The 13,745-nt window shown below is 61.7% G+C and carries 12 protein-coding genes; 9 read left to right on the plus strand and 3 right to left on the minus strand.

Features of this window, described 5'->3' with window-relative positions:
• Nucleotides 1-212: 212 nt before the first annotated feature.
• Nucleotides 213-3,743 carry a chromosome segregation protein SMC gene (smc, locus tag ACRRNM_RS05265; RefSeq protein ID WP_435627190.1) on the minus strand — a complete coding sequence of 1,177 codons (3,531 nt, stop codon included), beginning with the start codon at nucleotides 3,741-3,743 and terminating at the stop codon, nucleotides 213-215.
• A 168-nt stretch (nucleotides 3,744-3,911) separates the two neighbouring features.
• Between smc and queF the strand changes: the two genes are divergently transcribed.
• Nucleotides 3,912-4,331 carry a preQ(1) synthase gene (gene queF, locus ACRRNM_RS05270; RefSeq protein ID WP_435627191.1) on the plus strand — a complete coding sequence of 140 codons (420 nt, stop codon included), beginning with the start codon at nucleotides 3,912-3,914 and terminating at the stop codon, nucleotides 4,329-4,331.
• A gap of 12 nt (nucleotides 4,332-4,343) precedes the next feature.
• Here queF and ACRRNM_RS05275 read toward each other — a convergent pair whose 3' ends face one another.
• Nucleotides 4,344-4,529 carry a hypothetical protein gene (locus tag ACRRNM_RS05275; RefSeq protein WP_435628695.1) on the minus strand — a complete coding sequence of 62 codons (186 nt, stop codon included), beginning with the start codon at nucleotides 4,527-4,529 and terminating at the stop codon, nucleotides 4,344-4,346.
• Nucleotides 4,530-4,562: 33 nt separating this feature from the next.
• Nucleotides 4,563-4,826: a hypothetical protein gene (locus ACRRNM_RS05280; protein WP_435627192.1), complete on the minus strand. Its 264-nt coding sequence runs from the start codon at nucleotides 4,824-4,826 to the stop codon at nucleotides 4,563-4,565.
• A gap of 66 nt (nucleotides 4,827-4,892) precedes the next feature.
• Between ACRRNM_RS05280 and ACRRNM_RS05285 the strand changes: the two genes are divergently transcribed.
• The 8 genes from ACRRNM_RS05285 (at nucleotide 4,893) to ACRRNM_RS05320 (ending at nucleotide 13,743) form a co-directional block, all read left to right on the plus strand.
• Complete coding sequence (locus ACRRNM_RS05285; protein ID WP_435627193.1) at nucleotides 4,893-6,683, plus strand: EAL domain-containing protein; 1,791 nt, start codon at nucleotides 4,893-4,895, stop codon at nucleotides 6,681-6,683.
• Complete coding sequence (locus ACRRNM_RS05290) at nucleotides 6,676-7,548, plus strand: lysophospholipid acyltransferase family protein (RefSeq protein WP_435627194.1); 873 nt, start codon at nucleotides 6,676-6,678, stop codon at nucleotides 7,546-7,548. Before ACRRNM_RS05285 ends, ACRRNM_RS05290 begins: the two co-directional genes overlap by 8 nt.
• A gap of 88 nt (nucleotides 7,549-7,636) precedes the next feature.
• A complete protein-coding gene (locus ACRRNM_RS05295) occupies nucleotides 7,637-8,437 on the plus strand; it encodes a GNAT family N-acetyltransferase (RefSeq protein ID WP_435627195.1) in 801 nt (266 codons plus the stop codon).
• A gap of 34 nt (nucleotides 8,438-8,471) precedes the next feature.
• A complete protein-coding gene (locus ACRRNM_RS05300; RefSeq protein ID WP_435627196.1) occupies nucleotides 8,472-9,059 on the plus strand; it encodes a bacteriohemerythrin in 588 nt (195 codons plus the stop codon).
• Between the two features lie 134 nt (nucleotides 9,060-9,193).
• The gene (gene phoB / locus ACRRNM_RS05305; RefSeq protein WP_435627197.1) at nucleotides 9,194-9,877 is read left to right on the plus strand and encodes a phosphate regulon transcriptional regulator PhoB; all 684 of its coding nucleotides are present in this window, start codon (nucleotides 9,194-9,196) and stop codon (nucleotides 9,875-9,877) included.
• A 181-nt stretch (nucleotides 9,878-10,058) separates the two neighbouring features.
• The gene (locus tag ACRRNM_RS05310) at nucleotides 10,059-11,213 is read left to right on the plus strand and encodes a porin (protein WP_435627198.1); all 1,155 of its coding nucleotides are present in this window, start codon (nucleotides 10,059-10,061) and stop codon (nucleotides 11,211-11,213) included.
• A 51-nt stretch (nucleotides 11,214-11,264) separates the two neighbouring features.
• Nucleotides 11,265-12,317: a phosphate ABC transporter substrate-binding protein PstS gene (gene pstS, locus ACRRNM_RS05315; protein WP_435627199.1), complete on the plus strand. Its 1,053-nt coding sequence runs from the start codon at nucleotides 11,265-11,267 to the stop codon at nucleotides 12,315-12,317.
• A 160-nt stretch (nucleotides 12,318-12,477) separates the two neighbouring features.
• Nucleotides 12,478-13,743 carry a hypothetical protein gene (locus ACRRNM_RS05320; protein WP_435627200.1) on the plus strand — a complete coding sequence of 422 codons (1,266 nt, stop codon included), beginning with the start codon at nucleotides 12,478-12,480 and terminating at the stop codon, nucleotides 13,741-13,743.
• The last annotated feature ends 2 nt before the right edge of the window (nucleotides 13,744-13,745 follow it).

The raw sequence follows: 13,745 nt of genomic DNA on the forward strand, positions 1-13,745 counted from the left end.
CCCGTCTGGCCGCCTGCCGCATTGCAGTGGTGGCCTTTGGGTTGGCGAAGTTCGCGAATCAGCGCGGGAAGGTAGCGGAAATCAGGTTCAATGTATATATGCCATTCGGCCTATTTTGCATGCCCTGCGGCCGGTTCGCCGAACCGGCATTTCCTTGGGGATGGTGTGGTTTTTGCCGGCGGATATCAATCGCCAAGCGGGGGTTTGCAGGTCTACGCGGCGATCGGCTCGTCGCGCATGCGCAAGGCTTCCTCGATGTCCACCGCGACGACGTTGGACACGCCTTTCTCCTGCATGGTCACGCCGACCAGCTGCTGCGCGAGTTCCATGGTGAGCTTGTTGTGGCTGATGAACAGGAACTGGGTGTGCTGCGACATCTTCTTGATGAGCGCGCACAGCCGCTCGGTGTTGGTGTCGTCGAGCGGCGCGTCCACCTCGTCGAGCAGACAGAACGGCGCCGGGTTGAGCTGGAACAGCGAGAACACCAGGGAGATCGCGGTCAGCGCCTTCTCGCCGCCCGACATCAGGTGGATCGAGCTGTTCTTCTTGCCCGGTGGCTGCGCCATCACCTGCACGCCGCTGTCGAGGATCTCCTCGCCGGTCAGGATCAGGCGCGCCTCGCCGCCACCGAACAGGATCGGGAACATCTCCCCGAGGTGCTGGTTGACCTGGTTGTAGGTATCCATCAGCAGGTCGCGCGACTCCTTGTCGATGCGGCGGATCGCTTCTTCCAGCGTGGCCATCGCCTCGTTCAGGTCCGCGGCCTGCGCATCCAGGTAGGCCTTGCGCTCGGTCGCGGTCTGCAGCTCTTCGAGCGCGGCGAGGTTCACCGCGCCCAGTGCCTCGATGTCGGCATTCAGCCGGTTCAGCTCACTCTGCAGCGCATTCGGCTTGTTGTTGCCGGATTCCAGCAGCGGCAGCAGCGCCTGTTCGTCCACGCCCTGCAGCTGCTCCGCCCACTGCTCGAAGTGCAGGCGCGCCTCCTGCTCCTTGAGCGCGAGTTCGTTGAGCTTTTCGCGTAGCGGGTTGAGGCGGTGCTCGCAGGCGAGACGCTCCTGCTCAAGCTTCTGCAATCCGACCGTGGCGTGTTCCAGCGCGTTGCGCGCCTCGGCCAGCGCCTGTTCGGTGGCCTGGCGCGCCTCCAGCGCGGTCTGCAACTGCTGCTTGGCCGTTTCGTCCTCGCCGCCCGACAATTCCGCGCGCAGTTGCACGAGGTTCTGCTCAAACTGCGCGAGGGCCTCGGTGATCTGCTGGACGTTGTGCTGCAGGTCGGCAATCTTCTCGATGCAGGTCTTGGCGAAGAAACGCGCCTCCTGCAGCGCATGCTGCGCCTGCTGCGACCTTGAGCGCTGGTCGCGCAACGCAAGATCCTGATGGTTGGCCTGGCGCTGCGCCTCGTCCACCTGCGCATGGAACGCGGCGATCTGCTCGCGCAGGATTGCCGCCTGTTCGTCCACGCCCTGCTGCTGGCGCTGCTCGCCGCCCAGCTGGTCGGCGAGTTCCTGCATCTCGCGCTCGATCTGCATCGCGCGCTCCGCGCTGCGTTCCTGCGCCTGGCTCAGCTTGAGCAACTGCATCTGCAGGCCGTGCAGGCGCTGCTGCAGCTCGTTGCCGGCACTGCGCAGCGGCGCGATCTGCGCCTCGATGGACTGGTAGTGCTGCTCGGCCTCGGCAACCTGCTGCCGGGCAAGCTCCGCATCGCGGTTCTGCGCGGCCAGCTCCTGCTCCAGCCGCTCGATCTCGCGCTGTCGCGCGAGCACGCCGTGCAAGGTGCTGTCCGGCGCATGGAACAGCACGCTGTGCGCGCCGACCAGATGGCCTTGCGGGGTGACGAACCAGCCGCCCGCCGGCAATTGCGCGCGCTGCGCATAGGCCTGCGCGAGGTCCGCCGCCGCATAGACATGCGTCAGCCAGTCGCTCATTACCGGTTTTATCTGTTCGTCCTGGCACTGCACGTAACTCAGCAATGGACGCAGGTCGGGATTCATCCCGACAGCTTCGTCATGTCGGGATGAATCTCGACCTACGGAAAACAGCGCGAGCTTCGCCGGCGGCGCGTCATTCCATGCGGCGGCATCGGCAAGCGACGGCATGGCAATCGCGTTCAGCCGCTCGCGCAGCACCGCTTCCAGCGCGTCTTCCCAGCCGTTCTCGATGCGGATCGACTGCCACAGGCGCGGGAGTTTTTCGATCTGGCGCTGCTGCAGCCAGGCGTTGAGGTTCTTGTCGCTGTCGATATGCTGCTGCAGTTGCTGCAGCGCATGCAGGCGCGCCTCGGTCTGCGCGTGCAGGCGCTCCTGCTGCTGCAACGCGGTGCGCCGGTTGTGCCGTTCGCCGTCGGCCAGCGGCAACTGCTCCTGCAGTTGCGCGAGCCTCTCCACCTGTTCGGCGCGCTCCGCCTCCTGTTCGGCGATCTGCTGCTGCGCCTGCTGCAGCGCGCCGCCATCGGTGCGCGGCAGATTGTCCTTTTCCAGCAGCAGGCGCAAGCGGCGCGATTCCAGTTGCTGGATGTTGCGCTGCAGATGCTCGCGCTGCGTGTCGGCCAGTTGCAGTTGCTGCTGCAGTTGCAGTTGCTCGCGCTGCAAGGCGTTGTGGCGTTCCTGCGCGATGCGCGCCGCCTCTTCGGCCTGCGGCAGGTTCGCGCTTTCCAGTTGCGCGTGCTGCTCGGCCTCGGCGGCCTTGACCGCCGCACCGTCCTGCTGGCGCTGCCAGTGCTCCAGCAGCGAATGCACGCCCTGGCGCTGGTGCTTCTGCTGTTCGATCTGCTTCTCGGTGTTGGCGATCTGCTGCGCCGTGCGGTTCCGCTGATCGGCGACATGCTTGATGTGCTGCTCCAGCCGCGCGATCTCGGCATTCGCGGTGTAGAGCTCGCCCTGCTTGACGTGCAGCGCGTCGGAAAACTGGTAATGCCCGCTGCGCGCGGTTTCGAGCTGGCTTTCGATGTCGCGCAGCCGCGCGGTTTCCGCCTCCAGCTCGTTGCGCGTCTTCTCCGTCGCCTGCACGAACCGGACGCGCTGCGCTTCGGCCTCCTGCCGCTTCACGAGCCAGAACAGGTGCTGCGTAGTGTCGCGCTGCGCCTCCAGCGTGCGGTATTGCTTCGCCACTTCGGCCTGCTCGCCGAGGTGCACCAGTTGTTTTTCCAGTTCCTGCAGGATGTCGCTGACGCGCAGGAGGTTGTCGCGCGTGTCGCCGAGACGCAACTCCGTCTCGCGACGGCGGTCGCGGTATTTGGAAACGCCCGCCGCCTCCTCGAGGAACACGCGCAGCTCCTCGGGTTTCGCCTCGATGATGCGCGAGATCATGCCCTGCTCGATGATCGCATAGGCGCGCGGGCCCAGGCCGGTGCCGAGGAAGATGTCGGTAATGTCCTTGCGCCGCACGTGCAGGTTGTTGATGTGGTAGGTGGATTCGCCGTCGCGCTGCAGCACGCGCTTGATGGAAATTTCCGCGTAGCTCGACCACTGCCCGGCGGCCTTGCCCAGCGAATTGTCGAAGACCAGTTCCACGCTGGCGCGCGACACCGGCTTGCGCTTGCTCGATCCGTTGAAGATCACGTCCTGCATGGTCTCGCCGCGCAGCGCCGAGGCCTTGGATTCGCCCAGCACCCAGCGCAGCGCGTCGATCACATTCGACTTGCCGCAGCCGTTCGGCCCGACCACGCCCACGATCTGCCCCGGCAGCGCGATGTGCGTGGGATCAGCGAAGGATTTAAAACCGGCCAGCTTGATCTGGGAAAGACGCAATTTGGATTTCGTAACGTTTTATAATGCGCAGCATTCTAGCGGTCATGGCAATCAAAGTCACCCCCGGCCATAACCGCCCCTCTCCCCTGCCCTCTCCCGCAAGCGGGCGAGGGTGAAAAGGTGTCGCTTTGCGACGTTATAATTAGATAAACCTGACAGGCAGACCAAATGAGCACAAAACCGGGCAAAACGCTGGAAACCTTCCCCAACCCCAACCCGCGGCGCGATTACCATATCCACATGGAAATCCCCGAGTTCACCTGCCTGTGCCCCAAGACCGGCCAGCCAGACTTCGCCACGCTGATCCTCGATTACATCCCCGACCAGGCCTGCGTCGAGCTGAAGAGCCTCAAGCTCTACACTTGGTCGTTCCGCGACGAGGGGCACTTCCACGAGGACGTGACCAACCGCATCCTCGACGACCTGGTCGCCGCTACCCGGCCACGCTTCATGCGCCTGACCGCCAAGTTCTACGTGCGCGGCGGCATCTTCACCAACGTGGTCGCGGAACACCGCAAGGAAGGCTGGCAACCGCAGCCGCCGGTGGACCTGACGCAGTTCGAGGCACAGTCGAATACGCGCGGGTAACCCCTTCCGCTCTCACTCCCGCGCCGCACCCCCATACCACGCCTGCGTGGCATTGGCGATTCTCACCACCAGCAGCATCACCGGCACCTCGATCAGCACGCCGACCACGGTCGCCAGCGCCGCCCTGATGATGAAATACGCAGCCTGTAGGAGCGCAGCTCGCTGCGCGAAGGGTGCAATCGCCCGATGGTCTTGCATAGCCAATCCACTAATCCATCAAGAAACGATGGATTAGTGGCTGGTTAAATCTGGCTCCTGCGGCATATGGCCGACCTGCACCTCTAATAGCCCGGCTACTTCGGCTTGCAGGCATCCGTGTTCCCGCCGCAGCAGTTTTCCGTCAGATACGCCACCATGCCGTTTATCACCGCAAAATTCGCCGTGTAATAAACAAAGCGCCCCTCCTGCCGGCTCTCCACCACAATTCAAACAAGGATTGTTAGCGGGCACAACCCCACTTTCCCCAAGCAAATGGCCGTAATCAATCTGCAACATTGCCTTAACCCACCCGCAACAATCGGCAACTATCCTGCTGCGCATCCCACTCACAAGGGCAACCCGATGAAAACGCTTCAGGACATATTGAATCAACGCAGCCTTTCCGCGCTATTCCAGCCGATCATGAATATTTCGGACGGCACGTTCCTCGGCTTCGAGGGGCTGATCCGCGGCCCGGCCGACAGTCCGCTGCATTCGCCGATCAACCTGTTTGCAGCCGCCAAACAACAGGGGCTTTCACTGGAAATCGAGATGCTGTGCCGGCAGATTGTGCTGGAGTCCTTTGCCGCCCAGAACCTGCCCGGCAACCTGTTCCTGAATGTCAGCCCGGACGCCCTGACCCATCCCAGCTTCAAGAACGGGCAAACGCTGGGCTATCTGGAAAACCTCGGCATCGACCCGAAACGGGTCATCATCGAGATCACCGAAAACCAGCCCACCTTCGATTTCGAGGGGATGCGCAATGCGCTGCTGCACTACCGCAACATGGGGTTCAAGATCGCGATGGACGACCTGGGCGAAGGTTTTTCGAGCCTGCGGCTGTGGTCGGAACTGCGCCCCGAATTCGTGAAGATCGACATGCACTTCGTGCAGGGCGTCAACGCCGACCCGCTCAAGCAGCAGTTCATCCGGTCGATCCAGAGCATCGCCCTGAGCTCCGGCACGCAGGTGATCGCGGAAGGGATCGAAACGGACGCCGAATTCAGGGTGATACGCGACATCGGCATCGCCTGCGGGCAGGGCTATTTCATCGCCCGCCCGGCTCCCGTCCCGCCGCTGAACCCGCCCGCCGAGGTCGGCTGCCTGATCGGCGCAAACGGCGTCGTCGAACAACCCTATGGCAGCAGGCGCAGCATCACGGTGGAAGCGCTGTTGCGTTATACCGAGCCGTTCCAGCCGGACGCCGAAGCCGAGAAAGTTTTTGCCTGCTTCTCGGCAAACAAGGAGTTGCGCGCCGTTCCCGTCGTCAAGAACGGACGCCCGGTCGGGTTGATCAACCGCTATGAGTTCGTGGACAGCTTCGCCAAGCCTTTCCAGCGTGAACTGCTCGGTAAAAAACCTTGTGGGGGCATGATGAACACCGAGCCGTTGCTGGTGGAGAAATCCACCCCCATCCACGAATTGAGCAGTTTCCTGAGCGAATCGGCGATCAAGCATTTCACCGACGGCTTCATCATCACCGAACAGGGGCGCTACCTCGGGCTCGGCACCGGGCAGGATCTGTTGCGCGAAATCACCAACGCGCAGATCGAGACCGCGCGTTACGCCAACCCGCTGACCCTGCTGCCCGGCAATGTGCCCATCAACGAGCATATCGACTTCCTGCTGCAATCCGGCAAATCGTTCGCCGTCTGCTATTGCGACCTGGACAACTTCAAGCCCTTCAACGATGTGTATGGCTACCGCAAAGGCGACGAAATGATCCAATTCACCGGCAAGCTGCTCAACAGTGTCTGCGACCACCAGAACGATTTTATCGGCCATATCGGCGGCGACGATTTCATCCTGGTCATGCAAAGCAGGGACTGGGAGAAACGCTGCAACCAGGCCTTATCCTCCTTCGCGCAAACAGCCCTGATGCTGCTTGAGGAAAGGCATCGCTCCGCCGGCGGTTACTCAAGCGAAGACCGCCAGGGTCGCGTTGTCCACCACCCATCGCCCACGCTCTCGATAGGTGTGATTTGGGCTACTGCGGAGTCGTTCCACTCGCATCATGAAATAGCCGAAGCCGCCGCAGTCGCCAAAAAAATGGCCAAGAAAAAGCCGGGCAACAGCCTGTTCATCGAGCGGCGCGATCTCCGGCAACCAGCAATAGCCGACTCCCAACCCTTCCCGGACGCCTATCATGGATAAACGTCCGCCGAGCCTTCCAATTAGCCTGTTCAGGGGCGGGCGTCTCGCCCTGCATCTTTTTTACGCGGCGCTGCTGGCAATTTTTTACCCGCATCTCAAACAGGCAACACGGCGCCGCATCCTGAAAACATGGAGTCGGCAACTGTTGTCCATCCTCGGCATCGGCATCCGCACCGAAGGGCAATGGCCCGTGCGCGGCGAGGGCGGCTATCTGGTAGTCGCCAACCACGTCTCGTGGCTGGATATCTTCGTGCTGAACACAATATACCCGTCGCGCTTCATCGCCAGGGCGGAAGTGCGCGACTGGCCGCTCATCGGCTGGCTATGCAAACGCGGCAACACCATTTTCATCGAACGCTCCATGCGCCAAGATGCCGCGTCGGCGAACCGGCATGTCAGCACCCTGCTCAAGCAGGGCGTTTGCATCGGCCTGTTTCCGGAAGGCACCACGACGGACGGGAAACGGGCCGGGCATTTCCACTCGGCGCATATCCAGCCGGCAATCGACGCCGGCGCAATGCTTTGCCCGATCGCCCTGCGCTACCAGGACGGAAACGGCAAACAAAGTGCCGCTGCCGCCTTCACCGGCGATATAACGCTGGCGCAATCCATCTGGCGCATCCTGCGCAGCCCGCGTTTCGACGCCCTGCTGACGTTCACCCCTGCGTTGCCCGCCACCGGCGAGAACCGCAGGGCACTGGCGCGCGCCGCCCAAGAAGCCATTTCACAAGAGTTGCTGAACATTTCCGCCATGCGGTGCGCACCGGAACCGGAAACACCCTCCGCCGTTGCCGAAACGCTGCTCTCGGCGCAATCCGCCTATGTGCCGCCCCTCCGCCCGCTTCCCGTGCAAACGCCCAAGTAACGATTTCACAAACCTTTCATATCGCGGTCACTGCGCTGCAAAAAGAATCCCGTAATTTGCATGCATCTTCAACCAAAGGAGAAATGCAATGCTGGCATTCGACACTCATGCCCAACCCGCAACCCAACATCGCCTGATCACAAGCCTGGCGCGCGACGAGACCGAGATACAGGAAGCTCAGCGCCTGCGCTACAAGGTATTCGCCGAAGAGATGGGCGCAAGCCTGCCCAGTGCAAACGAAGGAATCGACCGCGATATCTTCGATAAATACTGCGACCATCTGCTGGTGCGCGAAAGCGAAAGCAACCGGGTGGTGGGCACCTACCGCATCCTTCCGCCCGACCGGGCACAGAAGATCGGTGGTTACTATTCACAGACCGAGTTCGACCTGATCCGCCTGCTGCATCTCAGCGACCGTATGATCGAAGTGGGGCGCTCCTGTGTGCACCGGGATTATCGCGACGGTGCGACCATCACCCACCTGTGGAGCGGGCTGGCCCAGTACATATCGAGGAACGGCTACGAGTACCTGATTGGCTGCGCCAGCATCGGCATGGCGGATGGCGGCCATGTCGCGGCCAGCGTCTACCGCAAGCTGCACCGCGCCTATGCCGCTCCCATCGAATACAGCGTGTTCCCGCGCAACCCCTTGCCGCTGCATGCACTGAACCAGTATCTCGACGCGCCGATCCCACCGCTGATCAAGGGCTATCTGCAACTCGGCGCCTATATCTGCGGGGAGCCAACCTGGGATGCGGAATTCAATACCGCCGACCTGCTCATCCTGCTGCCGATGTCACGCCTGAGCAGCCGCTATGCGAAACACTTTCTCAAAACATCGGAGCTCTTTCTCAAAATGCAACCCGGCAAACCATACCTGCATGGATAGTATTTTTTCAATCGGATACCCGAAAGGAATGCAGATGCAATTGATCTGGACGAGAAAATTGAGCGTCGGAAATGCAGTCATCGACTCCGAGCACAGGAACCTGATCCGCATGGCCAGGGACGTGATACGTGAGATCAGAAATGGCGATGCCGCGTCCCTGCTGCAGGCGGTTGATCCGCTCGAAAGCTGGCTGCGTATCCATTTCGCAAACGAAGAAAAAATCGCCCGGGCAGTCGGATTTAATTTCGACCGGCACGGCGTAGGGCAACAATACCTGCTGAAGGAATTCCAGCGGATACGGAACGAGTTAGCCGCCAAGAACGTCCTTTGGTCCGGCGGCGCAATAAAGTATTTCTCACGCCATCTGAAAAACTGGTTGATCGACGAGCATATCATCAGGCTGGACATGCGGATGAAGCTGGCCTTGCAACCCTTCGGCTACGGCTTCCTGCCCGGCGGCGAAGATAGCGCAGCCCGCCAGACGCAAAAGAAGGAGGCAGATAAACCGCTTCACGAATTCCACGCCAATTTACCTTCAATGCCGCCCCAAAAAGCGGTTGCGATCCGGAATGCTTTTTTGCTCACGCCACCGGCCATCCCCTTTTGCCTGCCGGAAAAATAGCTTCACTTTCTGCACCTCCTGGAATTGATCGATACAAAATTTTTGTGCACGCCATTCCGGAGGTCCCGGATTCATCTTCCTGTCACAAATTACGCATATATTGGCCATTCCTTTGATGAGAACGGAGGTCGAAAATGAGCGCAACTATTCTGGTGATCGAAGACGAGCCTGGAATCCAGGAGCTTCTGGCATTCAATCTTACCCAGGCCGGGTTCCGCGCATTGCGCGCGGTAGATGCGGAAAGCGCCTGGGAGCAAATTCGCCAAAGCCCGCCAGACTTGATTCTGCTCGACTGGATGCTGCCCAACACCAGCGGCCCGCTGCTCGCCAGGCAATTCCGCAGCGAAGCGGCAACCCGCGACACCCCCATCATCATGCTGACCGCCAAGGGAGAAGAGCACGACAAGATACTCGGGTTCGAATCGGGTGCCGACGATTACATCACCAAGCCGTTCTCGCCGCGCGAGCTCATTGCGCGAATACGCGCCATGTTGCGGCGCCATAATCTGGCGATGACGGACGAATCCATCGCCATAGGCGGACTGGAGCTTTCACCCGTATCGCATCGGGTCAGGGCGGGCGACGCCAGCATCGAACTGGGGCCGACCGAATTCCGTCTGCTGCAATTTTTCATGAACCATGCCGAAAGGGTGTTCAGCCGCTCCCAATTGCTCAACCATGTGTGGGGCACGCAAGCCTATGTCGATGAGCGCACCGTGGATGTGTATATCCGCCGGCTCAGGAAGGCGCTGGAAGTTGCCGGCAAGGACAGCCTGATCCAGACCGTGCGCGGCAGCGGCTACCGCTTTTCGGCGTAAGGCGGAATCATAATTCCCAGTCAGTTCCCCCCCCCGTTCACACCGCCATCAATTCGTAATTGAACAATCCCCAGTAACAAAACATTCACCGATCTTTAACCGGTTTTTCACACCCCCCCTCTAATCTGCCCGTGTCGCATCAAGGCGGCTTTTCTTTTCAAAACTACGGGAGATTTGAGCAATGCAAAAAGCACTTACACAACAGAAGAAACTCATCGTCATCGCACTGGCCGCCGCAACCTTCTCGGCGCCCGCATTGGCCGAAACCGCCAATGTGAGCTTCTACGGCGTGGCCGACCTGTCGTACGACTTCATCAGGAACGGCACTTCCGCAGCCGGCGTCGCCGGGGCAAACAAGACCAATGTGTCGAGCAACGTCTCGCGCGTGGGCCTCAAGGGGGCCGAGGGGCTGGACGGCGGCCTGTCGGTGATCTGGCAGATCGAGCAGCAGATCAACATCGACAACACCACCGAAGCGGGAGGCACCGGCACCTTTGCCACGCGCAACAGCTTCATCGGCCTGAAGAGCGACGGCGCAGGCACCGTGCTGCTGGGCCGCCACGATACGCCCTACAAGCTCGCCACACGCAAGCTGGACCCGTTCGCCGACAGCGTCGCGGACAACCGCGCGCTGATGGGCGGCGTGACCAGCCCCACCACGGTCGATTCCGCCAACACTGCCTTCGACGGCCGCCCGACCAATACCATCCACTACACCACGCCCAAATTGAGCGGCTTCACCGGCATGATCGCCTATGCCAATTTGAGGGAGACCAACACCACGGCCGCGCAACTGAAAGAGAGCCTCACGAGCCTGGCCGCCACGTATGACGCCGCCCCATTCTATGGCTCCCTCGCCTACGAAGACCACAAGCTCGACGTGACCCGCGTCGGAGGCAAGGAATCGGCCTGGAAGGTCGGCTTGGGCTACACGATGATGGATGCGTTCACCCTGGGCTTCGCCTACGAGAAGACCAGCGACAACCTGTGCACCGCCGTGGTGGCCGGCGGCTGCGCCGCGGTCGGTGCGGATCGCTTCGGTCACAACGCCTACTACCTGTCCGGCAATTACAAGATGGGCATGAACGCCGTCAAGTTCGCCTATGGCCGGGCAGGCAAGCTGGCCTCGGCCGCCAACACCGGCGCCAGCCAGTTCAGCCTGGGCTACGACCACGGCCTGAGCAAGCGCACCAAGCTGTACGCGATCTACTCGCGCATCAGCAACAAGACCGGCAGCGACTACGGCTTCAGCCAGACCACCTCGGCGGCAAGCACCGTCAACGGCATCGGGGCTTCCCCGTCCGTGGTTTCGCTCGGCATCAAGCACAGCTTCTAAATACGGCTTACCGGTTTGAAGCATCGGATCGACAAACATTATGGAGAGCATATGAACAGCAGACTCAGGCAACTCATCACCGGCATCGCCACTGCCGCCACTCTCGCCTATGCGGGCGCGAGCCAGGCGGCCGCAACCATCACCGGCGCGGGCGCGACCTTCCCCTTTCCGATTTACTCCAAGTGGGCGGAAGCCTACAAGGCGCAGACCGGCGTCAGCATGAACTACCAATCCATCGGCTCCGGCGGCGGCATCAAGCAGATCACCGCCAAGACCGTGGATTTCGGCGCGTCCGACATGCCGCTGACGCTGGAAAAGCTGGAGAAGGACGGCCTGATGCAGTTCCCGACCGTGATCGGCGGCGTGGTTCCCGTTATCAATGTGGCCGGCGTCAGCTCCGGCGCACTGAAGCTGGATGGCGAGACGCTGGCGAACATCTATCTGGGCAAGATCACCAAGTGGAACGATCCCGCCATCGCCGCGCTGAACAAGGACGTCAAGCTGCCCGATGAGAACATCACCGTCGTGCACCGTTCCGACGGCTCGGGTACCACCTTCATCTTCACCAACTACCTGTCCAAGGCCAGCCCCGAGTGGAAGTCTGCGGTAGGCGAAGGCACGGCGGTCTCCTGGAAGGCCGGCACCGGCGGCAAGGGCAATGAGGGCGTGGCGTCCTACGTGCAGCGCATCAAGGGTTCCATCGGCTACGTGGAATACGCCTACGCGCTGCAAAACAGGATGGCCTCGGTGCAGATGAAAAACCGCGACGGCCAGTTCGTCGCGCCCGGCGAGATTTCCTTCAAGGCTGCCGCCGCAAACGCAAAATGGGAAGCTGCGCCGGGCTTCTACGAAATCCTCACCGACGAGCCCGGCAAGGAAAGCTGGCCGATCAGCGGCGCGACCTTCATCCTGATGCACAAGATGCAGGAAAACCCCGATACCGCGAAGGAAGTCCTGAAATTCTTCGACTGGGCCTACGCCAACGGCGGCAAGCTGGCCGCCGAGCTGGACTATGTGCCGCTGCCGGAAAATGTGCAGAACCTGATCCGCAAGGCATGGAAAAACCAGGTCCGCGACACATCGGGCTCGTCGCTGACGAAATAAACAAGCCGGTTAAGCAATCGAGCAAAGGCAACCTCTCCTGCTCAAGCTGCTTGAGTGTATCCATCTTCCCTGTTGCGGCATCCATCCGGATGCCGTTTTTTTCATCTGAAATTTATTTGCCCGCGGGTATCATGCCGATAAATATCACGGGAAACTTGCGATGATCGGCAAACTCCTGTTTTTCGCGGCCTGCCTGCTCACGCTGCTGCCCGGCGCAGGCCGGGCCGACGACGCATGGATTAAAACCGGCGCCGACGGCCAACCCGAGGTACAGCTTTACTTCTTCTGGTCGCTCACCTGCCCGCACTGCACCGAGGCGCGCCCCTACATCGAGGCGCTCCCCGAGGCGCGCCCCTGGGTGAGGCTGCACAATCTTGAACTCAGCCGCCATCCGGAAAACGTGCGCCGCTACGAGGACATGGCGCGGCAGCTCGGCGAGGACGCGGCAGCCGTCCCGGCGCTGCTGTTCTGCGGCGAGATGCATGTCGGCTGGGACAGCGACGCAACCACCGGCGCGCTAATACGCGAACGCCTCGACGACTGCCGCGCGCGCGCCCTAGACGGGAAGGTGGCGCAGGCGGCACCGGCCGAACCCCTCCGCCTGCCGCTGGTCGGCGCAATCGATCCCGCGAGTCTCTCGCTGCCCGCGCTCACCCTCGTGCTCGCCGGGCTGGATGCCTTCAACCCCTGCGCCTTCTTCGTGCTGCTGTTCCTGCTCTCGATGATGGCGCACCAGAAAAGCCGCGGCCGCATGCTGCTCGTCGGCGGCGTCTTCGTGCTGGTGTCCGGCGTCATGTACTTCGCCTTCATGGCGGCCTGGCTGAACGTCTTCCAGCTCTTCGGCCACCTCGCCTGGGTCACGCTGGCCGCGGGCGTACTCGCCGTCTTCGTCGGCGCGGTGAACGTGAAGGATTTTTTCCGCTTCAAGCAGGGCTTCACCTTATCCATCCCGGAATCGAAAAAGCCCGGCATCTTCCGCCGCACCCGCGCGATCCTCGATGCCGGCAACCTGCCGGCCATGCTCGCCGCCACGATGTTCCTGGCCATCGCCGCGAACTTCTACGAGCTGCTGTGCACGGCGGGCTTCCCGATGGTCTACACGCGCCTGCTCACGCTGGCCGACCTCGCGCCCGCCGCGCGCTACGGCTATCTCGCCGCGTATAATCTGATCTACGTCCTGCCGCTGGCGCTGATCGTCGCAGTGTTCGCCTTCAGCCTCGGCGCGAGAAAGCTCACGGAACGCGAAGGCCGCTTGCTCAAGCTGATGTCCGGCGCGATGATGCTGGAGCTCGGTGTCCTGCTGCTGATCGCGCCGGATTACCTCGGCCGGGTCGGCGTCGCCTTCGGGCTGATGGCAGCAGCGGTCGGAATCACCTGGATCGCCGCGCGGCTAACCAGGGGCCATGACGAAGAAAACAAGAAATGAAC

The sequence above is a fragment of the Ferrigenium straubiae genome, assembly GCF_051257895.1.
Lineage (GTDB): Bacteria > Pseudomonadota > Gammaproteobacteria > Burkholderiales > Gallionellaceae > Gallionella > Gallionella straubiae.